This window comes from Pseudoalteromonas luteoviolacea S2607 (assembly GCF_001625575.1).
Lineage (GTDB): Bacteria > Pseudomonadota > Gammaproteobacteria > Enterobacterales > Alteromonadaceae > Pseudoalteromonas > Pseudoalteromonas luteoviolacea_E.
This window is the reverse complement of sequence record NZ_AUXV01000073.1, coordinates 301,130-327,289: the sequence shown is the minus strand read 5'-3', so window position 1 is coordinate 327,289 and position 26,160 is coordinate 301,130. Positions and strand designations below refer to the sequence as shown.

Annotated in this window: 26 protein-coding genes; 13 read left to right on the top strand and 13 right to left on the bottom strand. The window is 43.2% G+C overall.

The window, feature by feature from the left end; translation table 11 throughout:
- Nucleotides 1–94 precede the first annotated feature (94 nt).
- The 3 genes from N480_RS24860 to hmpA are packed head-to-tail and all read left to right on the top strand — an operon-like array spanning nt 95 to nt 2,781.
- On the top strand, nt 95–388 hold the full coding sequence (locus tag N480_RS24860; protein ID WP_231102319.1) for a hypothetical protein: 294 nt from the start codon (nt 95–97) through the stop codon (nt 386–388).
- On the top strand, nt 389–1,603 hold the full coding sequence (locus N480_RS24855) for an NnrS family protein (RefSeq protein WP_063375121.1): 1,215 nt from the start codon (nt 389–391) through the stop codon (nt 1,601–1,603).
- Between the two features lie 14 nt (nt 1,604–1,617).
- Nucleotides 1,618–2,781: an NO-inducible flavohemoprotein gene (gene hmpA / locus N480_RS24850; protein ID WP_063375120.1), complete on the top strand. Its 1,164-nt coding sequence runs from the start codon at nt 1,618–1,620 to the stop codon at nt 2,779–2,781.
- A gap of 73 nt (nt 2,782–2,854) precedes the next feature.
- On the opposite strand, the gene N480_RS24845 is transcribed toward hmpA, so the two are convergent.
- The gene (locus tag N480_RS24845; protein ID WP_063375119.1) at nt 2,855–5,008 is read right to left on the bottom strand and encodes an alkaline phosphatase family protein; all 2,154 of its coding nucleotides are present in this window, start codon (nt 5,006–5,008) and stop codon (nt 2,855–2,857) included.
- A gap of 246 nt (nt 5,009–5,254) precedes the next feature.
- On the opposite strand from N480_RS24845, the gene N480_RS24840 reads away from it, so the two are divergent.
- Together N480_RS24840 and N480_RS24835 are read left to right on the top strand one after the other, a co-directional pair.
- Nucleotides 5,255–5,944: a hypothetical protein gene (locus N480_RS24840; protein ID WP_063375118.1), complete on the top strand. Its 690-nt coding sequence runs from the start codon at nt 5,255–5,257 to the stop codon at nt 5,942–5,944.
- Nucleotides 5,941–6,822, top strand: coding sequence for a hypothetical protein (locus N480_RS24835; RefSeq protein WP_063375117.1), 882 nt, complete (start codon nt 5,941–5,943; stop codon nt 6,820–6,822). Before N480_RS24840 ends, N480_RS24835 begins: the two co-directional genes overlap by 4 nt.
- 73 nt (nt 6,823–6,895) lie before the next feature.
- On the opposite strand, the gene N480_RS24830 is transcribed toward N480_RS24835, so the two are convergent.
- The 4 genes from N480_RS24830 to N480_RS24815 all read right to left on the bottom strand — a co-directional run bounded on the left by N480_RS24830 (nt 6,896) and on the right by N480_RS24815 (nt 10,754).
- A complete protein-coding gene (locus N480_RS24830) occupies nt 6,896–7,405 on the bottom strand; it encodes a hypothetical protein (protein ID WP_063375116.1) in 510 nt (169 codons plus the stop codon).
- 25 nt (nt 7,406–7,430) lie between these two features.
- Nucleotides 7,431–8,540 (bottom strand): YHYH protein, encoded by a 1,110-nt coding sequence (locus N480_RS24825; protein WP_063375115.1) that lies wholly within the window; start codon nt 8,538–8,540, stop codon nt 7,431–7,433.
- Between the two features lie 146 nt (nt 8,541–8,686).
- A complete protein-coding gene (locus N480_RS24820) occupies nt 8,687–9,103 on the bottom strand; it encodes a nucleotide triphosphate diphosphatase NUDT15 (RefSeq protein WP_063375114.1) in 417 nt (138 codons plus the stop codon).
- Nucleotides 9,104–9,269: 166 nt separating this feature from the next.
- Nucleotides 9,270–10,754, bottom strand: a complete 1,485-nt coding sequence (locus N480_RS24815) for a bifunctional 2-methylcitrate dehydratase/aconitate hydratase (RefSeq protein WP_063375113.1) — start codon at nt 10,752–10,754, stop codon at nt 9,270–9,272.
- Between the two features lie 234 nt (nt 10,755–10,988).
- Here N480_RS24815 and N480_RS24810 point away from each other — a divergent pair, with 234 nt between their 5' ends.
- Entirely contained in the window at nt 10,989–11,462 is a 474-nt protein-coding gene (locus N480_RS24810; RefSeq protein ID WP_063375112.1) for a hypothetical protein, read from the top strand.
- A gap of 76 nt (nt 11,463–11,538) precedes the next feature.
- On the opposite strand, the gene N480_RS24805 is transcribed toward N480_RS24810, so the two are convergent.
- Entirely contained in the window at nt 11,539–12,402 is an 864-nt protein-coding gene (locus tag N480_RS24805) for a serine hydrolase domain-containing protein (RefSeq protein WP_063375111.1), read from the bottom strand.
- 241 nt (nt 12,403–12,643) lie between these two features.
- Between N480_RS24805 and N480_RS24800 the strand changes: the two genes are divergently transcribed.
- The 4 genes from N480_RS24800 (at nt 12,644) to N480_RS24785 (ending at nt 15,077) form a co-directional block, all read left to right on the top strand.
- On the top strand, nt 12,644–13,123 hold the full coding sequence (locus N480_RS24800; protein ID WP_081231995.1) for a low molecular weight protein-tyrosine-phosphatase: 480 nt from the start codon (nt 12,644–12,646) through the stop codon (nt 13,121–13,123).
- A gap of 112 nt (nt 13,124–13,235) precedes the next feature.
- A complete protein-coding gene (locus N480_RS24795) occupies nt 13,236–13,937 on the top strand; it encodes a glutamine amidotransferase-related protein (protein ID WP_063375110.1) in 702 nt (233 codons plus the stop codon).
- An 84-nt stretch (nt 13,938–14,021) separates the two neighbouring features.
- Nucleotides 14,022–14,666 carry a 2OG-Fe(II) oxygenase gene (locus N480_RS24790; RefSeq protein WP_063375109.1) on the top strand — a complete coding sequence of 215 codons (645 nt, stop codon included), beginning with the start codon at nt 14,022–14,024 and terminating at the stop codon, nt 14,664–14,666.
- 120 nt (nt 14,667–14,786) lie between these two features.
- Nucleotides 14,787–15,077 (top strand): hypothetical protein, encoded by a 291-nt coding sequence (locus N480_RS24785; RefSeq protein ID WP_063375108.1) that lies wholly within the window; start codon nt 14,787–14,789, stop codon nt 15,075–15,077.
- Nucleotides 15,078–15,106: 29 nt separating this feature from the next.
- Here N480_RS24785 and N480_RS24780 read toward each other — a convergent pair whose 3' ends face one another.
- The 6 genes from N480_RS24780 to N480_RS24755 are packed head-to-tail and all read right to left on the bottom strand — an operon-like array spanning nt 15,107 to nt 22,324.
- A complete protein-coding gene (locus N480_RS24780) occupies nt 15,107–16,399 on the bottom strand; it encodes a sensor histidine kinase (RefSeq protein ID WP_063375107.1) in 1,293 nt (430 codons plus the stop codon).
- Nucleotides 16,399–17,733 carry a sigma-54-dependent transcriptional regulator gene (locus N480_RS24775; RefSeq protein WP_063375141.1) on the bottom strand — a complete coding sequence of 445 codons (1,335 nt, stop codon included), beginning with the start codon at nt 17,731–17,733 and terminating at the stop codon, nt 16,399–16,401. Before N480_RS24775 ends, N480_RS24780 begins: the two co-directional genes overlap by 1 nt.
- Before the next feature lie 59 nt (nt 17,734–17,792).
- Nucleotides 17,793–18,995, bottom strand: a complete 1,203-nt coding sequence (locus N480_RS24770) for an ABC transporter permease (RefSeq protein ID WP_063375106.1) — start codon at nt 18,993–18,995, stop codon at nt 17,793–17,795.
- A 13-nt stretch (nt 18,996–19,008) separates the two neighbouring features.
- Complete coding sequence (locus N480_RS24765; RefSeq protein WP_063375105.1) at nt 19,009–20,322, bottom strand: ABC transporter permease; 1,314 nt, start codon at nt 20,320–20,322, stop codon at nt 19,009–19,011.
- Nucleotide 20,323: 1 nt separating this feature from the next.
- Nucleotides 20,324–21,046, bottom strand: coding sequence for an ABC transporter ATP-binding protein (locus N480_RS24760; protein WP_063375104.1), 723 nt, complete (start codon nt 21,044–21,046; stop codon nt 20,324–20,326).
- A gap of 18 nt (nt 21,047–21,064) precedes the next feature.
- Nucleotides 21,065–22,324, bottom strand: a complete 1,260-nt coding sequence (locus N480_RS24755) for an efflux RND transporter periplasmic adaptor subunit (protein ID WP_063375103.1) — start codon at nt 22,322–22,324, stop codon at nt 21,065–21,067.
- A 220-nt stretch (nt 22,325–22,544) separates the two neighbouring features.
- Here N480_RS24755 and N480_RS24750 point away from each other — a divergent pair, with 220 nt between their 5' ends.
- Nucleotides 22,545–23,018 (top strand): SixA phosphatase family protein, encoded by a 474-nt coding sequence (locus N480_RS24750; RefSeq protein WP_063375102.1) that lies wholly within the window; start codon nt 22,545–22,547, stop codon nt 23,016–23,018.
- Nucleotides 23,019–23,327: 309 nt separating this feature from the next.
- Here N480_RS24750 and N480_RS24745 read toward each other — a convergent pair whose 3' ends face one another.
- Entirely contained in the window at nt 23,328–24,767 is a 1,440-nt protein-coding gene (locus N480_RS24745; protein WP_063375101.1) for a PLP-dependent aminotransferase family protein, read from the bottom strand.
- Between the two features lie 185 nt (nt 24,768–24,952).
- On the opposite strand from N480_RS24745, the gene N480_RS24740 reads away from it, so the two are divergent.
- A complete protein-coding gene (locus N480_RS24740; RefSeq protein WP_063375100.1) occupies nt 24,953–25,528 on the top strand; it encodes a GNAT family N-acetyltransferase in 576 nt (191 codons plus the stop codon).
- Entirely contained in the window at nt 25,525–26,139 is a 615-nt protein-coding gene (locus N480_RS24735) for an FMN-binding negative transcriptional regulator (RefSeq protein WP_063375099.1), read from the top strand. The genes N480_RS24740 and N480_RS24735 overlap by 4 nt, the downstream gene beginning before the upstream one ends.
- The last annotated feature ends 21 nt before the right edge of the window (nt 26,140–26,160 follow it).

Here is a 26,160-nt window from a genome sequence, read left to right as displayed (position 1 = left end):
TAAACACATATAAGAATAGGTCTTTTTGACTCAAAAGATCAAGTGTAAAAATATAACCAATTGTTTTACAACAACTAAAAAGTTGGCATGACTCATGCGATTAATAAACTACCTTATATCGACAGTGAGTTTAATTATGATATCTGTGCACCGCTTAGATTATTCACCCATGCTGCGCAAGTTTCTCACCATTGCCAATTATAGTCTCGTGATTAGCGTGATAGGTTTTGGTTTTGCCATACTCGCAAGCTATCCACTTGCAGCTGCACTCTCACTGCCCGCACAAATTACGGCACACATCAGCAGCCTGCTGTTTGCGACGTTACTCAAGATAAGTTACGTCGTGCGTTGTCTGTGCCAATACAACTTAGGCATGGAGGTGCGCTAAATGTCACTTATCCAATTGGAACAACCATTACCTGACGTTAAGCTACTAAAGCCTTCTACCTGGCCCTGCCTTATGCTCGGCTTTAGACCTCTGTTTTTGCTCGCTGGTATTTGGGCCGTAATCAGCATGCTAGTTTGGACATTAGTGCTTTCTGGAACAATTCCTTGGCACTTATCGGTCTCTCCAACACTTTGGCATGCCCATGAAATGCTATTTGGATTTGCCAGCGCAGTGGCCATTGGCTTTTTGTTTACGGCTTCACAAAATTGGACGGGCATTCCAACCCTCAACGGGGTTGGCTTGCTTTTGCTCTCATGCGTTTGGCTAGCTGCTCGCATTGTATTTCTATTTGCAGACGATGCATTCATTTTTCTAGCAGGGCTGCAAGCGGCATTTTGGTTGATCGCGATTTGTCATCTCGCACAGACATTAGTACAAGCAAAAAGCCGTAAAAACTATCAATTTGTTGCCATCTTATGTGTGATGGCAAGCTTCAATTTATTGTTTATTTGGCTACTCAACAACAACGCTCTCGCGCTGGCCCAAATTTTTTCTCATTTAGCAATTTTAGGCTTTACCCTATTGATAAGCGTGATTGCTGGGCGCGTTATGCCCTTTTTTATCGCAAGAGGGCTTGGTCTGAATGAGCAGGTGAAGACACCGAGATTAGATAAGCTCCTATTTTGGTCGGCCATTATTGGGATCACGGGGTTTTTCTCCCACCATATTTTGTCTAGCCCCCTCAATCCGGGTTTTATCTTAGTCTTTACAGCCTTTTTGCATGTATTGCGCTGCATGTATTGGTTTAACACCGGCATTTTTACTCGTCCACTGCTTTGGTCTTTATATTTGGCTTACCTATTTATGGCTATAGGCCTTTTAGGCTTTGGGGGCGGATACCTTGGTTTTCCTTGGTATAGCAAAGATGCATTGCACCTGATTACGATTGGCGCCATGGGCCTGATGATATTGTCGATTATGGCAAGAGTCTCCCTCGGCCATACCGCGAGACCATTGCAACCTCACCCGTTAATGAACCTTGCTTTTGCGCTATGCGTACTCGCTGCAATCACGCGCAGTATTTTACCGATTTTTATCAACCCTCATCACAGCTGGCTTGCAAGTGCCCTACTTTGGATTGGCGCATTTGTCATCTTTGTCGCTGTGTACACCCCTATTTTAATGAAAAAACGCCTTGATGGGCGTCGTGGTTAACTTGGAGAATTTATATGCTATCAACACAAACAATAAAACTGGTTAAGGACACCATTCCTCTGCTTGCAAACGCCGGAACACAAGTGACAGACCACTTTTACAAACGCATGTTTAGTCACAACCCAGAGTTGCTTAATGTCTTCAATGTCAGCAACCAAAAATCAGGCAAGCAACAGTTTGCATTGTTTAGCGCTTTGGCAGCTTATGCTACGCACATCGACAACCCTTCAGTACTTTCAGAGGCCATTAACCGTATTAACCACAAGCATGCGAGCTTAAACATATTGCCTGAACATTACCCGATTGTTGGCACCCATTTACTGGCAACTTTGGAAGAGATGTTCCCAAATGAATGCACGCCTGAAATCATCGCCGCATGGGCTGAAGCGTACGGCTTTTTGGCAGACTTATTTATTACTCAAGAGGAAGGGATTTATCAACAAAATGAAACCAAAGCTGGAGGATGGCGAGGCAAGCGACGCTTTACGATTTCGAAAATTGTGCAGGAGTCTGATGTAATAAAAAGCTTTTATCTAAAGCCTGTTGATTGTCGCCCAGTTGCCCAATACCAACCAGGACAGTATCTCGCTGTTGAATGTCAAGCTGAGGACCAAGCATATCGCCAAATCAGACAGTACTCTCTTTCTCAAAGCGCTAAATCAGATCATTATCGCATTTCGGTTAAAACGGACGGGCTTGTCTCTGGTCACCTGCACACATTAACTGAAGGTGATGAAATTGATGCTTACCCACCAGCTGGCGACTTTGTGCTTCAAATAAACCAAGCGCCAAAAGTACTGATCAGTGCAGGTGTTGGTATTACGCCTATGATGGCAATGTTAGAAACCTTAGTTGAGCAGAAGACTGAAGGACCATGTATGTTCTTACATGCATGTCGCAACATTGAAGAGCGCGCGTTTTCGAGCAGTGTAGAAAGCTTTAAATCACAGCTTCCTCAATTGCAAACACATACTTGGGTAGAATCAGGGGCAGAAGGGGCATACAGCGGTCTTATGCACCTTGCAGCACTAAAAGAGCTGCTGCCTTTGTTCGATGGTGAGTTCTATCTTTGTGGGCCGAGTGGTTTTATGGCATTTATCAAGGCTCAATTAATCGAACTTGGCGTAGACGAAGCGCGTATTATGTACGAAGTATTTGGCCCACACGAAAGTCTATAAACTCAATCTTAATCAGACGAGTTCAGCAACCTGAACTCGTCTACATCATTCTCTATTTGCAATGAAACGTCTACTACTGCTCAATGAGCTGGATCGTGACGCTATCTGTACGTGGTCGGCAGTCGAATTTCGCATTGCGCTCACCGCCTATCAAATCAGCGTCCCACTCTAATCCACATTCCTTACCATAGGCTATGGCGCTCACTTTGCTAGCATGTGCGTCATTAAGTAAGGTAAACGTCAAGTAGTCCCCACCAGTGCCCTCATCAAATTTAGCGTTACGCTCATTCAAGACAAGATCCGCGTCCCACTCCAATGCCCCCTTTCCATGTTTTGCAACAAGATAGCCAGAAACTCGTTTAGTACCGTTAGACGACTCAACTTTATTGACTTGAAGTGTTAACGGATCGGCACGTCCCGCACAGTCCCATTTAGCGTTACGTTCTCTATTTCGTAAAGTAGCGTCCCACTCAAGACCGCAAGTTTGCCCATTTACTCTGGTAGTAATAATGACTGGATAAGTTTGCCCAGCAACAATGTTTGACTCAGCGGTTAAATATTGCGTCGATGTATTACCCAATATGCTGTTGATTTCCTTGCCTGCTCCTCCATTATATAGCGTGCGAACTTCATCCAAGGTTAACGCACGACCCCATACAGCAAAATCATCCAAATCGGCTTTTAAATTGTATTTGTATCGGCCGGTCCCATCCTGTCCGATATTCCAATCAAGTGAAGAAGTAATGTCTCCAACATCTGCGATACTCCCCGAGATGATATTCAACTCCCCTGTCGGGCTGCCAGCATATAATGTCGCGCTGCCGTCACGATCAAATGTCGCGACCAAAAGCCACCAGCCATTAAAAGTATAATCAATTGGGTCGATGTCTTTTCGATCTGCCGAAGTAGATGCGATGTTGATACCGACATCATCGCCATTGCCTTCGTTAGCTAAAAGTAATGTGCCACGGTTGCTGCCGCTGTCCCAATTTTTATTGCCGACAATTACTGGGTCGCCATGTTGATCACCACTGACGCGATACCATGTCATTAAGGTAAAATCTCTTGCATGAGCAAAGTCCAGCTCAGCAGGATTGCCTAAGGTCAAAAACTCTTTGTCGCCATTTATGGCAACAAAACGACCAAATTTCCCCCCAGAATTCACTTCTGGATTTCCCCCGCCAACCTCTGCGTGTAGGTGATTGCCCGATTTATCTTGAAAGTCGCCTTCAAACGGCAAGTAAGTAATGAGATCGGTTTCAATGGCATCAGGAGCCTTTTGCTGCACGCTGTCACCTCTGGCGACGCCATCCATATTGCTAGGCACAGCTACGCCGTGATGTGCAAGCACAGTCGGTGCGGCATCATAATTTTTTGGAATGCCCGTTAAATAACCCTGCTTTGCGGACTTAGATGCCACTAAAAATGGAATGGTATAGTTGTCGGCTGAGTGAATACCATGCGTTGAACCTCGACCACCATGATCAGAGGTCACTACAATTTGCCAATTCTCATTAGCAAAATTTGGGCGCGCTTTAATCGCATCGATAATACTGCCAATTTGCCTGTCGACATCAGCGATTTCATCAACATAACCGGTGTCAGAAGCTGTAAAACAGCAGCTGTGACCTGCTGCATCAACGTCATCTAAAAACAAAAAAACTGAATCAGGTGTAGTACCACGAGGCCATTTTGCGGCTTGATACGTCCCGTTAATAATGGCCAATGTATTAGCAACATTGCCAGCATCATTAGAGTCAATTTTTACATCCGCTTCGTTGTCAATCTGCATATCGGTTGACCACGTTACTAAATAAGCAGTATTGAGTTTACTGTTGTGTCGCTCTAACAAAGTTTGATAATGAGGGTACTGATCATACCTTCCCGTATGCACGTCTGAATTCCCAGTTACGCCGCTTTTGTCAGAAGTAACACCGGTCATGATCCCGACATGATTAGGCCCACTGTTTGGCGCTGCGTCTTTCATTGTCTGCGCGTAGAATGCAAACGCACCTTGATAACCCTCAGCCCAAGTACCTTGAATTAACCTATCAAAGTTAGGCGTTTTCGCATTTTCAATACCGTCGCCGCGCAAACCATCGACAGCAATTAGTAAAGAGTGGTTGCTTGCATCAGCCGCATTTACAAATGACAAACCGAGTGAGACTAGTAATGCAGAACAAAAAATGTTCTGACGTTTCTTTCTTGAGTTGTTTACTTTAAACATTTTCACATGATGCCCTTGTTGTTGGTCTAGTCCAATTATTCGGTGCCATCTTGATAAAAAAATACTCAAAAAATGAATTTATTATTAAACTTTTATGAATGAAAAATCTGAGGAGACATCATAAAACGCACTTTGAAAAATGAATTATTTTATGTCTTTTACAAAACTTTACAAAATCTTACATCTATAATTGCAATGAATTACCGATGTGCCTAGAATTCCGCCTTTATTTCAAAAGGTGAAACAATGAAAGCGATAAAATTAATTTTTGCAGCTGCACTTACTGTGTTCTTGGCTGCGTGTGGATCAACCCCTCAACCCACTGTTCAACTACAAAAACAACTGCTCAATGCAGAGAAACGTGTGGGAATTTATGTTGACGTAATTAATGAGCCAACAACAAATATCTACGGTGCTGGTTGTTTGCTTTGTTACGGTGTTGCCGTAGCGGCAAACTCGTCTTTATCTAAACACCTTGAATCTCTACCAACTAGCGATATTGAGTCAAGCAAGCAAATCCTACTTGAAGGCTATAAAGCGAAGACTGGTTCTGTAGAGTTTATCGAACTAACAGAGCAAGAATTTAAAAAGCTTAAAAAGTTCAAAGGTGAACTGGGCTATGCGAAAAAAGATTTTCGCTCTTTAAAAGAATCAAAAAATATTGATGTACTGGTTGTATTAGACATTGCAACTCACGGTGCCTATAGAGGTTATACCAACTACGTTCCAAATACAGACCCTCAGGGTTATGTGCGCGGCTTAGTGTACTCAGTAGATTTGGAAACAAACCAATACCTTCAATACCTTGAGCTTGACAAAAAAGTCGTTGTTGATGGTGAGTGGGATGAGCCAAAGCAGCAATTCCCTGGCGTAACGAATGCTTACTATCAAGCGGTTGAACAAGTTAAAGAGACAATCAATAAGATTTTCTTATGATAAGCGTAAAGAAACTATTAGTCTCTTTAGTGACGATTGCAGCCTTAGCGGGCTGCAAATCTCCAAAAAGAGATGACTATGTTGTAGCTAAGTCACTCAATAAAGACGACGTTATTGAGCAAAGCGAGTTTAAGTTTTATCTAGATACCAGTGCCCCAGTTGAGATTCGAGGTGAGTATTCTCACGATCGTTCTATCGATGGCAGTCAGGTTATGTATTACGGCACCCCCGGCGCTGCTTTAGTACAGGTATTTTCTCATGCTGCGATAAACAGTTCTTTAAAAGAGCAAAAACTAAAAGAACAGCAAGAAGAGGCAAACCGCTATATACAGCCACTTATTGAAGCTTCAAAACAAGTTACTCATGTTACTTTAACTCAAGGTATGAGTGATTACCTAGTGAAGCAGCTTCCTGTTGCTGGTGACAAAACGGTACATGTGAGGCCCATCTTCTTTTCTAATCAGGACATGAACAAGTTGTCTTTAAAGCTCATAGCCTGGATAGAAAAACCTAAGTCAAGCAAAACTAAAAGCCGTAAAAAGCTTAATAACTTGATGTACCAGAACATAATTGAGGTTCATGGTTCAACTTGGGGTGATGAATTGGCAACTCAGCTGATGGAAGGACAAGCAGATATCTCAGAGCAATATGAGGCACTTTTTGTTCGCGCTGTCGACAGTTTAAAAAAGGACTTATCAGGCACGTACGTTCAGACACCACCGCAACAAACACTACACATTAAGAAGAAAAACAATAAACAATTCTTAAGAGCCAGTGTAATCGAACAGTCATGTGAATACGTTGTCATAAAAAATCTGAGAAACTGGATCCTTCACTATCCAGCTAGCTATGTCACTAATATCCAAAACCAATGTTAGTCACATTAAGTGAGTGTTGCTACAACTGATTTGTGCGTGCAACACTCTCTTTTCCTCTCAAAAATTCGGTCTCTTAAAATATTTTGGCACTGAGCTGTTTTGGCGTCAGGACAAACCTTTGCTTTAAGCCTAAGCGCTTATATTTGGCAGTCATCGTCAGTTTTTGCTCGCCTCTTTGACCATATAAACCATTATGAAATAACAACTTCTGTTTATAGTTTAAGGCCATAAACTTGCCCATTACCACGATTTGGTCAATGACTTTTCCATCACCCCCATGTGCGGCCTGAGGCGAAACCATGATACCTTGCAGTGTTTTCTTGGTTTCATTTTGATCCATAAATATCTGTTCCTGAATGGCCTCAATAATATTGCTTTTCGCGCCTTTAAACTCGGCGAGCGACAACTGCCCATTCTTATCTCCGTCAGCTTCCCTAAAACTGGATGCACTTAACGACACCACCATATACGCACCAGAGTCGTCAAAGTTTAATGTGCCGTGCTCCGAAACCATTAAATGTGCTTTCGATGTGGCGCAAAAAACCAGACTCACGGCAACAATTACGCTAAATAAATGTCTCATTTCGACTTGCTCCAAACGGTAAACATTAAAGTTGGCCTTTTACGCAACGCTGAAAGTATGGATAACTATCAGTCGCGTAATAATGATAAATGCCTTCTGGAAATTCGGGCGTCACACCAAAGCGTCCATTGCATTCATCCAAGTCACCGCTTCCTGCCACATACTCCCAATCTTGAGCAAAGGTGCCCAGCGCATAAACCGCTGTAGAGGGGCGATTGCTACTGACATTTTCAACTAACTGATAACTGCCCTGCATCGCTTTCAATGCAGATTGCGCATTGTCAGCCTCGCTATAGCCATATCTGGCGTAAATTGGAAATCCATCAGCGGCCCAGCCAATCAAAGTCATCACGCTTTGAGAACCACTTCTTAGTGCTATAAACCCCTCTGGCATGCCATGGTAATGATAAGACCCATCTGGCTGAACATGTGCGTTGTTATCATCAGTGCCAAAATCAAAGCTGGTTTGCCCAAGTGCCTCAATACTCCAATTACCCGTGTTGCCAACAAGGCTGCAACTGTTACCAGAGTCGTCACACGATCCCGCTGTATTTGCATCAATCTTAACGCCATTTAACACATAGCCCGTCGCGCCCCTTGGACCCCCTAAGGTACTAGTGGTGTCGGTTTTTGTGGGTGTTAGGGTGTAAGCTATCGAGACATTCACTTCGCTGATCGTATTGGGATTACCTTGATTAGGAAAAGTGCCTGTCACGTGGTCAGGTATGCCATTTGCGACCAGTTGACGTGCAGTGCCACTGCAACTCCAATCGGCGCTGCTGGTAGCCTGCACGGACGCAGAGTCATTAAACTCATTGTAGACGTAGTCACATAGCACCCCGTCAGTTGAGCCTGCAGTTTGTGCTGTTCCGTTAGAGCCGTCGTCGTTGTTTTGTGAACTTGTGTCTCCAGCATTTGGATCTGTGCTTGCGTCTGAGCTATCTGACGAAGAGGCGCTACCAGATGTAGCAGCGCCGCTATTTGTTGCACTTGCACTATTGTCAGACTGAACGCTTTGGGCAACTTGATCAGCATTGTTATCACCTGAACTTGAACCGCATCCTGTAAATACCAAAACAGACGCGCTCAAAGTCATCGCAATAACTCGGTTAAAATAGATGTTGTCGCATTTCATTTTTCACTCCTACAGCCGTTGAAAACAGTGGTCGTGTCGCTCGACCTATTCTTGCATTTTCGTTAACTATAAGAGTTGATTGTGCAAATACTGTGCAGTCAGATAATTTGTTTCGACTTACTCTCGATGTTGGCAATAAAGTTTATCTAATTCAATATACTAGCACTAAACTCTACGCCATCTTGTAATAAGTTTTGCATTGATAAAAACAGGGGTTGCGGCAATTGATCCACAGGAAACCATTGCCATGATTTACATTTGTTAGGCTCCATTATGCTTGCTTCACCAGTTTCACACTGAGCTTGAACAAATAAGGTAATATAATGTTTTCCTTCTGCAAAGATGTCATTAGTAAAGCCAACTTTAGTTGGGTTGGAAATCTTCAAGCCAGTTTCTTCTAGCACTTCTCTTATCGCACACGCTTCAACACTCTCGCCAACCTCCAAATGGCCTCCTGGCGTTGCCCATGTATTTTCACCATGAGAGCCAATTCGTTCACCTAATAAAATCTTGTTATCACGTACCAGAATTACACCCACACCCACTCTGACAGTTTTTTCCATGATTGTTCCTTTTGTAATATTCAAATTGCACTCAAGCTAGGGGCAAGCATCTGCTCCAAAATTTATCACTTAACTGCATATCGCCATTTTAACATGGAGCAATTCATGAAATATATTTCAATTAATGCTCAAGGCAGCACAAATGTCTGCCTTGATGATCAATAGCTTAGATTACAAGCAAATCCATAAAGCGATTTACGGGCATCGATGTCAGCTTGTTAGCATCTTTACATACATCATAAATAGCCTGGCATTGTGCATCTGGAAAACGTGTGGCTAAACTTTGTCTGAACTTTTCTTCTAATACAGGTATGCCCTCTTTTCGACGCCTTCTATGACCTATAGGATATTCAACTTCTACTTTTTCAGTGCAGCTACCATCATTAAAAAATATCTGAATGGCATTCGCAATGGCGCGTTTTTCTGGGTCATGATAGTCCGCGCTGTATCGTTTATCTTCCACTACCACCATTTTGTCGCGTAGAATATCTATTTGTGGATTATTATGATGGAAGGGGTCCTCATAGTGTTCAGCCACCAAGTTACCGAATAGCAAAGGAACAGCAACCATATATTGCAAACAGTGATCTCTATCTGCAGGGTTCGCCAATTCACCCGCCTTAGAGATAATACGAATTGCTGATTCATGCGTAGTAATTTCGATTCGTTTAATCTCATCTAGTCGTTGTTTTACTTGTGGGTGAAGGATAACCGCAGCCTCACATGCTGTTTGTGAATGGAATTCAGCGGGGAAGCTAAGCTTAAATAAAATGTTTTCCATTACGTAACTACCATATTCACGCTGGAAGCTAAACGTACGTTGCTTCTGTGGCTTTAACGCCAAATCCTTATTCGTCTGGCTGAAAGACACATCATAAAAGCCCCATTGCGGTGCGCTTAATACGCCGGGGATCCCCATTTCTCCGCGCATTGAAATATCTGCTAACCGCACACCTCGAGACGTCGCATCCCCCGCGGCCCAAGACTTACGCGACCCCGCATTCGGAGCATGACGATATGTGCGCAGCGCAGAGCCATCAACCCAAGCTTGAGAAATGGCTGCCATAATTTGCGCACGCGTCCCCCCCATCAAATGAGTTACGACAGCTGTGGTCGCTAACCTCACCAACAAAACATGGCAAAGCCCAACACGATTAAAACTGTTGTCTAGTGCCATAACGCCCTGTATTTCGTGAGCTTTGACCATGGCTTCTAACACATCCTGCATCGTCAATGGCAATCGTCCAACTGCAATATTTTGCATCGATATGTAGTCAGTTACAGCAAGAATGCCACCTAAGTTATCTGACGGGTGGCCCCACTCTGCTGCAAGCCAAGTATCATTGAAATCCAGCCAACGTATCATACAACCAATATCCCAAGCCGCCTTCACTGGATCTAAGACAAATTGTGTGCCCGGCACCCGTGCCCCATTAGGCACAACAGTTCCTTTTACTATCGGGCCTAAATGTTTCGTACACTCTGGAAACCTGAGTGCCAAAAAACCACACCCTAAGCTATCCATTAAACAGTTTCTTGCTGTGTCTAAGGCTTCTTGTGACTCAACCTTATAATTAATGACGTAATCGGCTATGTCTTGAATTTCCTGATCATAATCCGGACGATTTGCCAAATCGACATTCGCGCTCATACTTAAAACTCCTGTTTTTCGCTGTTAGATGATTCTCATCCTGTCGAGCTTCGTTTTGCATGACTCGCTTAGAATGAAAAAGATTGGCACAAAATCTAAGTAAATAGTCATTCAATCACGCACAACCTTTGCAAATGATATTTATTTTCATTATCATTTGCAAATAAACAATTGACAGGTCGTCAATCTAAAAAATGCTATAGGTGAATACTCTAAATTAGTTAGGGAAAATGTATGGTCGCTCGAAAACTCACTTTAGTTTCCTCCTCAGACTCAGGGTCTTTGGTAATTAAATACAATCAACTTATTGAACGCGCTGAAAAAGCATATTTTTTTGGTTTACAAGAGAAAGCTAGTAATACCTACAAACAAGCTTTTGACTTAAGCATTGAGTTACTTTGCTCTGCGAACGCAAATATCTTGTCGGTTCGCCGTGTTGCTGAGGCCAGTAGCTATCGGTTTGATCACTGCCCTGTTTTTGAAGATGCAGAAGATGAGTTTTATTTGGAAGTGGCTGCTAACGCATTGGAAGATGTCGTGCGGGCAGATACAGATATCGCAACAAGGAAAGCTGCATTGCAAGCATACAAATCAGTAGCCTGCCTTGCCTGTGAACTCGTTCGATTTAATCAAAGTATTCGCTGTCAGGTTTTAATCGATCAATATGTTCAAACGGAAATGAGCCACTCCAAATTCCTAGCAAATTGATTTACATATGTGGAGAATGTCCTGGCAGCAAAGTGCACCAGTTAAAAGTGTATGTGTTTGCCCTCAAATGAAATGATTATTTGAAGGTTTTTGCCAGTTCCACGGCTTTTTTCTCCACCAATGCTTGCGAATGAGTTTGCTCAAAAACAGCCACTGTAACAGGTACTTCTTGATCAAAATAATACGCGGCAAAACAACTTTGCGGGCCCTGCCCAGTATGACCCATGGTATTTAATGTCTCGCTATGGTTTAGCATCAACCCTAGTCCAATCGCTGGGTTCTGCCATGGCCTATCTCCCACATCAAAATCAAGATTATAAGGTGTGCACATCTCTTCAAGTAATGGTTTAGATAATACCTGGCCACTCATGAGTGCGTGCAAAAATGTCACCGCATCTCGCGTCGTTCCGCCAATCAAGCCATGATAGCACCATCTTGGGTCATAGCTGTTGTTAGACACATTAAGTTGGTCAAACGCATGCATCGTTTCAATAGTCCGTGCATTTTTTATCCCAAGCGGTAAAAACAAGTGCTTTTGTAATGTACCGTTGAATGACCCCCCATAGCGGTGTTCAATCTCTTTTTTTAGCAACAAGTAGCCGACGTTAGAATAACGCCACCCCTTACCGGGTGGGAACAACAATTTATCGACTTCAATACGTGCCAGCATTTCTGATCTGGACCAAGGCTCTGCGCCGCTCGCTACGGCCTTATGGTAATCATGCAGCATGGCGTAATCTGCCACTCCAGATGTATGCTGCAGCAATTGTCTGTACGTATAAGGTTGACCATTAAATTGGGAGTCTAACTCGAATTCACCTTGCTCTATAAGCCTCAGAATTAATGTTGCAATGGCCGTTTTTGTAAAACTCCACCAAGGAACAACTTTGTCTTGCTCTGGGTAAACACTGCGCGTATTACTATGAACACTATAAATCAAAAATACCTCCTACCAATCATGATCCATTAGACTCGTTTCACCGAGACAAATTAAGTAAATATCTGGGGTATCTAACAACTACTCAAAGTTGCATTATCAAAACAGGTTTGCAACGCCGACACCATCAATGTATGAAAAAGCTTATAAATTTCTAAAAAGCGAGCGATTAACTTTTCTTGGTTAGTCGAGAATGTTAGTTTTTAGCCTCTAAAAAATAAACTTATCATTAGTAGGTCAAAACATGGCAGCTACCACATCAGTCACAAAAATACTGGTCGTTTGTATGGGTAATATTTGCCGCTCCCCGACTATGGAAGCGGTTATGAAAGCCAAAGCGCAAGCACAAGGGCTCACGCTAACGGTAGACTCAGCAGGAACCATTAATTACCACGAAGGCAATTCACCTGACAAGCGCAGTGCTAAAGCAGGCCAAAAAAGAGGCTACAGCTTCTCGGGAATCACTTCGCGACAAGTTGTTAAAAAAGACTTTGAAGAGTTCGATTTAATACTCTGTGCCGATAATAACAATCTGGCTGACTTGCAAGCTAACTGTCCTCCAGTCTATCTACATAAACTACATTTGTTTTTGACTTATGCAGGCATGGACGTTGCTGAAGTACCTGATCCGTATTACGGAGATGGCGATGGGTTTGAGTTAGTGTTAGATCTTGTTGAGACAGCGTCAGATCGCATCATTAAAGCACTGAACTCTTCCTCCTAATTAACAACTGGAACAATTCTTCACAAATCTGTTCTCAACTTGATGGACCTATAGTATGTTTTTACCCATAATGAAAACATACTAAGAACAACCGAACACTTAAGGAAAAGAGATGAAAAACATATCAATCGCCTTAGTTGGAGACTACGATGACTCAGTCCCAGCTCACCAAGGTATTCCTCTTTCTTTGGATATTGCGGCAAGTGACTTAAGACTCAACCTTAAGGCCACATGGCTAGCGACAGACAATGTCAAAGATACAGACTTAAGTCTCTTCGATGGGATTTGGTGTGTACCAAAAACTCCTTACGTTGATGCTGATGGCGCATTAAATGCGATTAGATACGCACGCGAGAACCTCATCCCTTTTATAGGCACCTGTGGTGGTTTTCAACATGCGATATTAGAATATGCCCAGAATGTAATTGGTTGGAACGATGCGGTACACGCTGAGTCTGTACCTCAAGGTTATCGCCCTGTCATTTCAGAGCTAGCTTGCGCATTAATCGAGACAACAGAAGCGGTAAATATCTTTGCACACTCTCAGTTGGCTGCAATATATGGCACCACAACAATTCGCGAAGGTTATCGTTGCAAGTATGGCTTAAACGACGAGTTTCGCCACGCACTCTTACAAGGACCACTGGTTGCATCGGCAGATGATGACACCAAGGAGGTCAGAGCGATAGAACTCACTGTGCATCCTTTTTTCATCGCAACACTGTTTCAACCAGAACGCGCTGTACTCAGCCAAAAGCGCTCACCTCTGATAGCGGCATTTGTTAACGCGTGTGCGCAAAATCAAGGTTTATAGCATTGCAAAGGCCTGCCCAGAAGTATCGCTTGCCTTTTCTTCACTGATTAGGTAAAAAGCCTCCACACTATCTGGAGGTATACTTTGTCTAACTTTGACTCTCAAAACGTATATATGCAAATTGCGGATGATTTGCGTGCAACAGGTCTTAGCATTATTGAAAATGCGATAGATCCACACATCATACAAAGTCTCAACAAACGAATTGCAACGTTAGAAGAAGACAAGTTCCAAACGGCTGGGATAGGTAGACAGAGTGATCATGAAAAAAACGTCAAGATCCGCCGAGACAAAATCTTATGGTTAGACCAAAACAATGAATTGGAGTTAGGTTATATCCAAGCCATGGATGAGCTTAAAGACTTTTTAAATCGGCGCTTATTTATGGGCCTATTTAGCTACGAGAGCCACTTTGCACACTACCAAGAAGGCGCGTTTTATAAAAAACACTTAGATGCGTTCAAGGGCAGAGCAAACAGAGTACTAACAACCGTGTTTTACCTCAATGACCAATGGCAAACGGAGCATGGCGGAGAGCTCGTAATTTATGACCCGAATGATCATGAAAAAGAATTGTGCCGCGTGTTACCAAACCAAGGAACATTGGTCACATTTTTGAGTGATGAGTTTCCACATGAAGTACTACCCGCGCATAAATCCAGATATTCTATTGCAGGCTGGTTCAGAATAAATGCGAGTACCGCAGGTCACATAGACCCACCGCGCTAGACCTCAAAATACTGCTTACTAGCTCCGCATGCCTGTGGAGCTAACCACTTTCGATTACATTTTTTTACTTTAAATTTACGTGTTAAGCCGATAGTGTAGCGAAAAAGATAGGAAATCTTCATGCGTATTTTTACACTGACAGCCTTAATTTTATGCGTACTTTCAGGTTGTATATTTGTACCAAAGGAAGTGCAATACTTTGACGAGCAGTGCCAAATCACAAAACGAAAGCACGTCTTATCGCAAGAAGAAATGGGCCATTTGGGCGGTTGCTCAGACAAAGCGTGTGCTGTACTGATGGCAGGTGCTGGCTTTGTTTCGGCTGCAAGTTTAGTTGTCTCAGGTACCATCGTAATAACGCACAATACCCTAACGTGGCTTGAGCAACGAGGTGATTGTGGGAATTCATAAAAACGACTGGTTGAGTGAGGCTCCCCTACCTAATTCGGTAAACCTACTTCTACGCATAGGCCACCTGATGCGCGGTTGCTTAAGTTAATATAGCCGTTGTGCGCTTCCACGATTTCTCTGCAAAGGGCTAGACCTAAGCCCGTTCCACTATTTTTAGTAGAGTAAAATGGCACCAGCGCACTCGTTAATACCGCCTCAGACATCCCCTGCCCAGCATCTTCAAAGAGAAACTTAGTTATCCCGTTGCTTGACTGAACGCTAAGAGAGATAGCATCTGGCTCTGAACCTGACTCATGGGCATTTTTTAATAGATTAATTATGAGTTGTTCAAGCTGCCCTTTATCAGCTTGCAATGTGTCTACATCACATTGAATTCGGCTTGGCCACTGTAGTTGAATCGACTCAAGTAAAGGGCGAATTTCGATTGTGCTCAAAATCGGCATCGGTAACTTTGCAAATGTGCCATACCCTTGTACAAACTCAGTCAGGTGGGAAATACGTTCGTCAATGGTGCTAAATACACGATGTAACCTCGTATCATCCAATTTAGTGGCAATGATTTTTCCGCTATGTGACATCGACGAAATTGGCCCTAGCGAGTTGTTTAATTCATGGCTAATAACTCGAATAACTTTTTTCCATACAGCGACTTCTTGACGGTTTAATTCACGGGTAAGCTGTTTAAAGATATACAAATTGTGGTGTTGATTATTCAATAAAATTTCACCAACAGAAGCGTGCCAAACTTGCTCATCTACATCACCTTGGCAAATACTGATTAGGCCATCTTGTGCTGTGCTAATGGCTGTCGTTATTTCTTGCGGTGCCGTATCCTCTAGTTGTGAAATTGATAAGCCTTCAAGCGCTTGCACACTACCCACCAAGTTTTGAGCACTTTGGTTCGCAAACACCACCACACCATTATCATTAATTAACAGCAATGCCTGCGGCGCGCTTTGCAACATTTTGTCTAGCATCATTTCCCTTTGATACAGCCATTGCTTTTCTTTTCTCAGCTGTTGTGCAGTTTCGTTATAAAGTTGGCATAATTCGCCAAACTCATCATCACTTTGATACGCCAATTGGTTTGAAAAGTCACCATCTTTAAAGTTTAACAATCCGACATTCAACGCCTCAACCGCTTTAATAAGCTTATGAAATACTAACTTTAACAACAGACAACAGCTCAAGCTGGCAACCACACTCAATATAAGCCAGTTCTGCCAAGTAGAAAGTAAAGTCACGGGTGAGCAAGATATAAAAATACTGACAAAGATTAATAAAATAACTTTGCGCTTTAATTTACTTAATGGGCCACTCATTAATACTCAATTCCGTGTTTTTGTAGTCTGCGATAGAGGGCTTGACGACTCATCCCAAACTGACGCGCAACCTTAGCGATGACGCCTTGGCATTGATGCATCGCTTGTTGTAATTCTAGCTTTGTCGGCTCTGTGGCTTGTAGTTTATTCGATGTTGGGATCGCGTTATCCAGCAAGCCAAAATCTTGCGCGATGAGCTCTCCTTGCGGTTTCAACACGCCAGCTCGTTTGCAGGCATTTTCAAGTTCTCGCACATTGCCAGGCCAACTGTGTGCACACAATGCTCTCTCGGCCTCCAGGCTTATTTGGCGACCGGGCAAAAAATGTCTCACCAGCGGTAAAATATCGTCTGTACGCTGAGCCAAACTTGGCAAGTTTATTTCTATCACATTGAGACGGTAAAAAAGGTCTTCTCTAAATTTCCCCGTCGCAACATCATTCAGTAAATTCGCATTTGTCGCAGAAATCACTCTAACATTTACTTTTTGTGTTTCAACAGAACCTAGGCGTTCAAACTCTCCTGTTTGTAACACTCTGAGTAATTTCATTTGCCCAGATAATGGGAGATTACCGATTTCATCCAAAAACAGTGTGCCGCCATCTGCCGCCTCGAACCGCCCTACGCGCTTTTTGTTTGCCCCAGTGTAGGCGCCGGCCTCTGCACCAAACAACTCTGCCTCGATTAGATTATCAGGCAATGCACCTGCATTGACCTTAATAAACGGTCGATTAGCGAGCTTAGAATTTGCCTGAATGATCTGCGCTATTTTTTCTTTGCCGCTACCGTTTGCACCAGTGATCAAAACAGATACATCTGACTTTGCGACCTGTAGTGCCATTTCTACAGCTCGCTGCATCGCAACACTCTCATAAATGAGGCCAGCCAGTTCGGCATCTGCGTGATAGTTTTCTCGCTCTACTTGCTGCCTGTGTAGTTGCTGGCTATCCGAACTAGCCTTACCGAGCGCAATTAAGTTAGCAACAGATACTAAAAGTTTGTCATCATCCCAAGGTTTTGCTAAATAATCAGCGGCTCCAGCCTTAACCAAAGAAATAGCCATTTCAAGCTCAGTCCAAGCCGTGAGCAAAATGATTGGTAAATTTGGCGACAATTCACGTAGTTTGTGGAATAAAACTTTGCCCTCTTCACCGGAGGTGGTATCTGCCGTAAAGTTCATATCCTGAATTACTAATTCAACGCGCTGATATCGCACCACCTGCTCGGCTTCAAACGGGCTGCTCGCGACTACGACTTCATAGTCATGCAATTCAAAAAGAAGAGATAATGATTGTAGAACTGCCTGATTGTCGTCGACAATAAGTATTTTATCCATGTGTTTATTATTCATTATGTTACACCCACTCGAGTGTAACATAATCTTGTTTCCTCTGATTAAATACTGCGAGTAGCTATACTGGGTGAAATATTGGCGGCCCGCTTAGCTGGTTGATATACAGACACTAAGCTCATACCTAACATCGCAACGCCGGTATAAAGTACGATTGACCAATCCAATGCTGGGATGTTGTATAAGGCCATCAATTGCCCACCTAAATACAACGCTGCGATAGAACCTGCCATGACACCAAATAACGTCACCAAGGTGTTTTCGACTAGAAAGTAGCTGAAGATGGCTGACTTTCTTGCCCCTAAGGCACGACGTGTACCAATCTGCTTAGTCCGCTTGCTAATGTTGAAATGGGTTAACCCAAAAATGCCCAAAGCAGTAATAATCACTAAGAATACAATCAGCGCCACCAGCATTCTTATCATCAGCGTATCGCGTTGATAGGTTTGTGCCTTTGCTTCATCAAGCCCTTTGATATCAATAATTACGCGTTGGCGCTCATTTTCTAACAGTAAAGGCTCAATCAACTTCATGACTCTTGCTCGTTGATTTGGCTCTGTTTTTACAATAACACGCTGATACATGCTGCTTCTTTCTCTTGGAATGAGCATGACATTGTCACCCATTTTAGAGTCAGGCCACTGGCTTTTCATGGTTTCTACAATGCCAACAATCTTCATCATATTATCGCCACTATAAACAAACTCATTGAGGCCCCGACCTTCACCAAACAGTTTGTTTGCCACCGCACGACTTACAATTGTCACAGAAGGAAATTGGCTATCGGTTCCATCACTTTCGTCCTGAGGCTCAAAATCTCTCCCCTCACTCACTTTGAGGCCAAACGCATTTACCACTCTATGATTTGCTTGAATATAACCGCTGTCCACGCGCTTCCCTTGCATTTCATCCGGTTCATCACTGATGATCCAAGACCCACCACTACTCGACAATGGAATTGAACTCACAGTCATGGCCTCGATGACTCCATCAATTTCTTTTAACTTGGCCATGTCTTCTTTAAATTGCTTCGCCCGGTCAATATTTCTATTGTAAGTCAGCACTGTAAAAGCAATGATCCCTTGCTCATCATAACCGGTATCTTCACTAAGCTTATCAACTCTGTCTGACACAATAGATATCGCATTGCTTACAATGGCCAAAGTAATGGCAATTTGTAAAATCAGCAGTAAAGCACCCGCTTTAGAGCGCATCAAGGTATTGATAATAGGTTTAATTTCTAACATTCTCAGCACTCCCTTATTGAACTTTTAAATGGGTTGCAGGTGAGGTTTTGCAGACCACCCAAGCTGGAAACAAACCCGCCAGCATGCATGCAAAGATGGCTATGACAGGAGAGATGAGTAGCATCATCCAATCCATTTTCGCAATCCCCACGTAAATCGACATGGTTTCTCGGATCCCAATAAGACCTAGTTGCGCAAGTAAGATCCCCACTAAGCTGCCCAAAAACCCGAGGAGTGCAACTTCAACTAAATGTTGATAAAAAATCTGCCTTTTACTTGCCCCTAGCGCACGTCGAACACCTGCATCTGGTGCACGTTTCAAAAATTTAGCCAACAACATACCTAATATATTCGCCAAACATACCGCTAAAAACATAAAACTTAGGCCAACCAAAATCTTATTATCTGGATCAACGACTTGATTGTAGCCAAGCCACTCACTAACATTTTTAAGATTGTAATCTAGTTGCTTGCGATTGAAGCGCCCCAGCTTTTGCTGTTCAAGCATGTGATCCATTAAAAATTGTTGGTAGTTTTTTAGTTGCGATGGGGAATTTATCTCTACCCAAAACTGCAGCCAAATCATTTCAGAATTAAGGAATTGTGCATACGAGCGCGTTTCTTCATTTTTCCACGCATTGGTGTTACCCCAGCTATGAAGTTGATAGGCTTCAATATGGCTAAACGGAATGAATATGTGTTCTGCTCGTTGAAACGGACCATTGTTTACATCATAAAACTTCAGTGAGGGCTGCCAAAATTGGGTTACACCAATCACTTCATAGCTACGTTCATCTAAGTAAATTGACTCTCCAAGTACGTCCGTGCGTTGGAATAACCGCTCAGCCAAATCTTCGCTAATGACAGCAACTGGCGCGGCTTGTTCACTTTGTGCTTGAGTCCAAACTTCTCCGTGTAAAAACGACAAACCAAACAAGGAGAAGAAATCTCGACCTGTGATGCGCACATCTTGAATAAACGGCGTACTGTCTGGCTTACCTAAATGAACGGCGGCACCTGATTTCATCATGGCCGCCCGCTTGGCCACAGGGGAGTTTTCCATCAAATACTTAGCATCTACATAGGTCAGCTGAGTAGGTACATCGTCAGATGTATTCCAAGTTTGTCCGTCATCCATGGTCTGTAATTGCACCGCAAATAACTGCTTACTTTTTTGCGGGATCGGATCTGCACTCATCATGTGATACACAGACAACGACGTCATCGTAACCCCAATACCAATTCCGATTGCAATAATCATCAGCAGACTGATAAAAGGTGTGAGCTTGATGTTTCTCCATGCTAGATCAAAATAGTGCCACAACATGCTAAACCTCCACAGATTTTTGTGAATTAACATGAGGCGTTTGAGTCCCTTGATACAAAGTAAAGTCAGCAACTTGGCCATCAACGATTTGAATATTACGCGGCGTTCTTCTGGCCAGTTCAGGGTCATGCGTCACCATCACGATGGTTGTGCCAGCGCGGTTTAGCTCTTCAAGCAGTGTCATGACTTGCCTTGCCATTAAACTGTCGAGGTTACCAGTTGGTTCATCAGCAAGCAGAAACCTGGGCTCTCCTGCCAAAGCGCGTGCAATCGCAACACGTTGCTGCTGGCCACCAGATAACTGCTGCGGCAAGTGTCTGGCTCGCCCAGCTAACCCAACCTGCTCAAGGCAGTGCTCAACACGTCTTTTTCGTTCCTTGGCTTTTATACCTCGATATCGCAGCGGTACCTCTATGTTTTCGAATAAGTTTAAGTCTGGTATCAGGTTGAAGCCTTGAAATATAAATCCAATTTTTTGATTACGCAGATCCGAACGCTGATTGTCGTTGAGCTTTCCCACATCGATACCATCTAACATATACTGGCCTGACGAATATGGCTCTAACAACCCTGCAATATTTAAAAACGTCGTTTTACCAGAGCCTGATGGCCCAGTTACAGCAATAAACTCACCTTCATTGACGGTTAAATTAAACTCTCTCAGTGCTTGTGTTTGCACCATTTCTGTTTGGTACAATTTGCCAATATTTTGCATGTTCAACATAATGATTGTCCTTTTTTATTATCTAATGAGCACTGAATCTGCTTGGGTAAACGCATCATATCCAGAGACGATGATTTCGTCACCCTCTCTTAACCCAGCTTTTACTTCAATGTCTTTTAAACTGCTTGAGCCCACTTTAATCGACACTCTTTGTGCCATATTGTCTTGAATTCGATAGGCGAAGTGCCCACCTACATTCAAAAATGGTCCGCGCTTAACTTTTAATACGTTTTCTTTGTTTTCTAATTGAATACGTGCGAGCACACGTTGGTTTTGACGAATACCAGAGATATCTTGACGCCTGAACTTAACGCGGGTCGTAACCTCTCGATTATTTACTTCAGGTGAAATCGCACTGAGCTCACCAATCAATTCTTGCGCCCCCACTCTCATAACAACTTGCATCGCAAGTCCCAGTTCATTGGCGTAACTTTCTGGAACTTGCAGCTCAACTTCATACGCGGATAAATCAACGAGACGCATTAAGGCTTCATTTTGAGAAACTGCGGCCTTGTTTTGCACCAATAAGTTGCCAACAATCCCATCAACCGATGCTCTAATTTCAAGGTTGTTTACTCGGCGTTGAATTTCTTCGACTACAAGTATTTGTCTTTCATAACGGTTTTTAGCAGAGGATAACTCAAATTTTAAAGTGTCCCGTCCAAGCGCTGCTTCTTGTTGAGCATGAGCGTAGTTTAGCTTTGCACGCGCATACTCATCCTCCGCTTGTTCAAGATCTATTTGGCTGATCAAACTAGCTTTGATGGACAGCTGAGCACGGCGGTTTTCACGTTCAGCGGCTTGTAAAGAAACATTCGCTAAGTCCAGTGATTTGGTCAGGGCTAAGTCTTGACGACGGGACTCTAACTTTTGCCTCTGCCACTCCCCTTCTAGTCGAGTCAGCTCTGATTGTTGCTGTTTGAGTTCATTACTCAGCTCTGGAGAGCTGAGTTCAACAATTAACTGGCCAACTTCAACTTGGTCACCAGCTTTAACATGTAAAGTTGCAACACCTATTTCCGGGCTGTATATCGTTGGCGCGTGAGCAGCGACTATTTTGCCATTTGCACTGACTTCTCGTGTAAGCGTGCCTAGTTCAACTCTCGCAATATCTAAATCTTGCTTAGCCACCGACAACTGCGCGGTTGCCCGTGTCATTGCGCCATATCCAAGCGCGACCAGTAACATGCCTACGCCCAAGCCTAAAGCTTTTTTGCGCCGCCAAATAGGACGTCGAGTCTCAACCACAACGTCTTGTCCGCGAGTATCCTTTATCATGGTATTTCCTGTAATTGGGTATATTGAAATAAAGGAATACCAGTACTGTGCCAACTTTATCTAGTTGTTTTTAATGCATTTTATTATTTCATTGAGTCATATTTCTGTCCGCGGACAGAAAATGTGTCCGCTGCGGACAGGTGAAAGGACACGCGTGATTTTGAGTGCGTGAAAACGTATAAGACGCTATAGTGAGGTAAAATTACAACGAGATAAATTTATGCGTACCCTAATTTTTATTGCCCTATGCGTACTATCGATGCCTGTGCTGGCTACGCCAGACAACATTGTGTTAATACGCCACGCCGAAAAACAAAAGGGAATAGATCCCTCGTTAACTGCTAAGGGCATAGAGCGAGCCGAACGTTTTGCGCAAATGATGTTACCACTAGAGCCAAACAAGCTCTACGCGACGAACTATAATCGTACCAAGGCAACCTTGGCACCCTTGGCTGATATGATAGACACGCATGTTTCTATTTATGACGCCAGAAACTTGGATGGTTTTGCCAGAGAATTAAAGCAAAAAACTGGCACTGTTGTTGTTGCAGGTCACAGTAATACAACGCCTGTACTTGTAAAGCTACTGACTAACCGAGATGTCGAAATTGACGAAGATGAATTTCATAAAGTGTATATTGTGACCTTTGTGGATGATGAACCTCGACTCGAGATAAAAAGCTCCGATAAATAGTACCTCGAGAACAGTACATTACACTTTATTGGTGTAATAAAGTGTAATACACCTCGACCGCTTTTGACCCTATAGTGGACTCTATCAGGTTCATATAATTTGAGCGCATATCTAGCGAAGCACAGCAATTTATTGTTGCACTTGACCAAAAAGAAGATGGTAGCTAGGTAGAAGGCAAATAAAAGTACAACACCGCGAATCTAGATGGCAAACTCGCATGGTGCCCTGACTCAAAGTAATTCCCTTTTAAAACATGCAATCAATACGTCGATAATGGGCCTAGGCATGGGCCTTTTTTCTTTTGTTTTTCTACAACAAGTCAAATAAAGCCGCTAACCCATTTTCAATATCGTGTTCTGCTTGGCCCGCAAACCCCAAACGAATATGCGTATAACGCGCTTTTGAGCTGTGACAAAAATTTTGCTCAGGATGTGCATTAATCCCCGCTTGTAATAGTTTTTTAGGTAACTGAGAGACGTCTTGCTTTAAATCGACCCAATAAGCCATGCCACCTTGAGGTTTAGTATATTCAATAGCGAACCCTTGCTTTTGATAGTACTGAAGCAATTGATCCATCACATCACAACGCTGTCTGTATAATTTTGTCATTCGCCTCAAGTGTCGCTCGAAATTCCCAGCGGCCATCCAATCAGCTACTGCCAACTGCATTAGCGCATCATTTTTGTGATTTACGATTTGCTTTAATGCTGTGAGATGCTTAAGCACCGCTTCAGACGCAGTGACGTACCCCATACGCGCACCAGCAAACATGATCTTGGAGAAGGTGGCGAGGTAAATGACGATTTGTGCTGGATCATTGGCAGCCATGGGCTGCAATGGTGGGCAGCTGTAATGAAACTCATGGTCGTAATCATCTTCAATAATGAAAACCCCGTGCTGTACACATAACCGATAAATTTCCATACGCCGCGACACAGGCATAGTGACTGTTGTTGGGTATTGATGTAGCGGTGTTAAATACAACAGTTTCACGCTGTTTGTTGAGAGGCAACGTGCTAATGAGTCAACACAAAGCCCATGTTTATCTTGCTTGAGATCAAAAATTTGCGCACCAGCTGCTTGAAATGCTTTTCTTGCTGGCGGATAGCCCAATGCTTCCATTGCAACGCCCTGCCCCGCTTGAATAAAAGCCTGACCGATAAGAAATAGTGCTTCTTGAGAGCCATTACAGACTAAAATATCGTCGCATGTTAGGCCTCGTGCAGTGCGTAAGTAATGCTGCAATTGAGTCCTCAAAGACCGTTCTCCGGCAACATTTTGATAGTGTAATGATGCTGCACTGGCATTTCGACAGACTCGGTTCATGCTGCGGCGGAACTCGTCGAAGGGGAAAAGCGCAACATCAGGTAACCCTCCTGCGAAGTTATATTTGTATTTTGTTGGAAGGGTTAGATCTTCGTGCCCCACCGTATATGCAAACTGCGGTTTAATTGGGCCAGTCTCGTCCGTTTTCTGCAAAGTTCCCACACTGTCAACAATCGGGAGCTGCGTATTTACCTGATAGCCTTTTCTAACCCGAGAAAGCAGCCAACCTTCAGCCACAAGATTTTGCATTGCGGTCATCACAGTGTGTCGATTAACTTCGAAAAGTAGCCCCAATTGACGCGCGGAAGGTAATTCATCACCGGGTTTTAACTGACCGGCCTGAATCGCTTCGCGAATTTGGCTTGCAAGTTGAACATATTTAGCTTGTTGAGTGTTACTGTCTAAAGGCCTACCTGAAAACATAATACCTGCTACTAAGTATAAAGCTTTTAATACACTACAAAACTCTGTTTCCCAGCACAAGCTGGTATAGCTAACTTTTAAAATCTGGTTGTTTTAACCAACCCAGAAGTAGATATGCTAGTAGCCATACCTAGTGGGGTATACCTCAAATTACATATCAAAGGTACATGCGAAAGGAGTTTTTTATGTTTGAAACAACAGTACTATACACAGATAAAGTGCGCCTAGAACCTTTATCAGAAAAACATTTAGACCAGTTGCAACAAGTCGGAAAAGCTGAAGCTATATGGCGCTGGGTGCCAAGTAAATACTGCGCAACACCCGAAGTATTAAAAGATTGGTTTGAACAAACGGCACAATTTAACGCCAAAGAACAAATTGTGTTTGCTATTATTGATGTAGCAACAGGCGCCGTGACTGGCAATACGCGTATTTTTCGCCTAGATGAAGTAAACCTACAAGCTGAAATTGGCCACACATTTATTGGCCTAGAATGGCAGCGCAGCCATATCAATACACATGCAAAGTACTTACTGCTGCAACATGCTTTCGATCAATTAGGGCTAGTGAGGATTGAGTTTCAAACCCATGAGCAAAATCATAAATCTCGCAGCGCAATTGCCAGATTAGGAGCTCACTTTGAAGGCGTGCATCTAAAAAACAGAAAGTTACCAGATGGCAGTTTTCGTAACACCGCGCGTTTTAGCATCACAGATGACATGTGGCCAGAGGTAAAATCACGTTTGGAGAGCTGGTTATGAGTTATCCGCCCAAAGATTATGTTGAATCAAACCAAGTTAAATTATTTGACCTCATTGAGCGATACCCTTTAGCAACGTTGTTTTGCCAATCTCCTAGCGTGAACCATGATATGGGCTTTGGCACAGAAACAAACACCTATAGCTGCCATATGCCCCTGACCTTATGCAAACAATCGCTTACGCTATACGGCCACGCTAACCCAACAAATCCATTAAAAAAGTTTAAAGGTAAACAAATACACGGCGTTTTTCATGGCCCAGATACATACCTTTCACCCGCTCAAGTTCAAGGCATTAAGTTGCCAACTTGGGATTACGCAACTGTGCACTTCCAAGCAACGCTGCACGAAATTGAAGAGTTTGATAAACAAATAGAGGTTTTACATTGTATGCTCTCGGCTTTTGAAGCAAAGTCTCAACCATGGCAATTGAATACAGTGCCAGAAAAACAGCTCATTGCCATGTGCAAAAGCTTACTGTTCTTTGAACTCAAAGTGACACACATCACGGGTCAATTTAAGCTGAGCCAAAACAAACCAGCTGAAACACGAAGTGAAATAGCCAACCTGTTAAGCGCCTCTAAATCCGAAATGAGCGCGTATTACCAATAATTTAAGGGGCGCAAGCTGCGT

Coding starts and splice junctions, on each gene's coding strand:
- N480_RS24860 (WP_231102319.1), top strand. CDS start 95: ATGCGATTAATAAACTACCTTATATCGACAGTGAGTTTAATTATGATA.
- N480_RS24855 (WP_063375121.1), top strand. CDS start 389: ATGTCACTTATCCAATTGGAACAACCATTACCTGACGTTAAGCTACTA.
- hmpA (WP_063375120.1), top strand. CDS start 1,618: ATGCTATCAACACAAACAATAAAACTGGTTAAGGACACCATTCCTCTG.
- N480_RS24845 (WP_063375119.1), bottom strand. CDS start 5,008: ATGTTTAAAGTAAACAACTCAAGAAAGAAACGTCAGAACATTTTTTGT.
- N480_RS24840 (WP_063375118.1), top strand. CDS start 5,255: ATGAAAGCGATAAAATTAATTTTTGCAGCTGCACTTACTGTGTTCTTG.
- N480_RS24835 (WP_063375117.1), top strand. CDS start 5,941: ATGATAAGCGTAAAGAAACTATTAGTCTCTTTAGTGACGATTGCAGCC.
- N480_RS24830 (WP_063375116.1), bottom strand. CDS start 7,405: ATGAGACATTTATTTAGCGTAATTGTTGCCGTGAGTCTGGTTTTTTGC.
- N480_RS24825 (WP_063375115.1), bottom strand. CDS start 8,540: ATGAAATGCGACAACATCTATTTTAACCGAGTTATTGCGATGACTTTG.
- N480_RS24820 (WP_063375114.1), bottom strand. CDS start 9,103: ATGGAAAAAACTGTCAGAGTGGGTGTGGGTGTAATTCTGGTACGTGAT.
- N480_RS24815 (WP_063375113.1), bottom strand. CDS start 10,754: ATGAGCGCGAATGTCGATTTGGCAAATCGTCCGGATTATGATCAGGAA.
- N480_RS24810 (WP_063375112.1), top strand. CDS start 10,989: ATGGTCGCTCGAAAACTCACTTTAGTTTCCTCCTCAGACTCAGGGTCT.
- N480_RS24800 (WP_081231995.1), top strand. CDS start 12,644: ATGGCAGCTACCACATCAGTCACAAAAATACTGGTCGTTTGTATGGGT.
- N480_RS24795 (WP_063375110.1), top strand. CDS start 13,236: ATGAAAAACATATCAATCGCCTTAGTTGGAGACTACGATGACTCAGTC.
- N480_RS24785 (WP_063375108.1), top strand. CDS start 14,787: ATGCGTATTTTTACACTGACAGCCTTAATTTTATGCGTACTTTCAGGT.
- N480_RS24780 (WP_063375107.1), bottom strand. CDS start 16,399: ATGAGTGGCCCATTAAGTAAATTAAAGCGCAAAGTTATTTTATTAATC.
- N480_RS24775 (WP_063375141.1), bottom strand. CDS start 17,733: ATGGATAAAATACTTATTGTCGACGACAATCAGGCAGTTCTACAATCA.
- N480_RS24770 (WP_063375106.1), bottom strand. CDS start 18,995: ATGTTAGAAATTAAACCTATTATCAATACCTTGATGCGCTCTAAAGCG.
- N480_RS24765 (WP_063375105.1), bottom strand. CDS start 20,322: ATGTTGTGGCACTATTTTGATCTAGCATGGAGAAACATCAAGCTCACA.
- N480_RS24760 (WP_063375104.1), bottom strand. CDS start 21,046: ATGTTGAACATGCAAAATATTGGCAAATTGTACCAAACAGAAATGGTG.
- N480_RS24755 (WP_063375103.1), bottom strand. CDS start 22,324: ATGATAAAGGATACTCGCGGACAAGACGTTGTGGTTGAGACTCGACGT.
- N480_RS24750 (WP_063375102.1), top strand. CDS start 22,545: ATGCGTACCCTAATTTTTATTGCCCTATGCGTACTATCGATGCCTGTG.
- N480_RS24745 (WP_063375101.1), bottom strand. CDS start 24,767: ATGTTTTCAGGTAGGCCTTTAGACAGTAACACTCAACAAGCTAAATAT.
- N480_RS24740 (WP_063375100.1), top strand. CDS start 24,953: ATGTTTGAAACAACAGTACTATACACAGATAAAGTGCGCCTAGAACCT.
- N480_RS24735 (WP_063375099.1), top strand. CDS start 25,525: ATGAGTTATCCGCCCAAAGATTATGTTGAATCAAACCAAGTTAAATTA.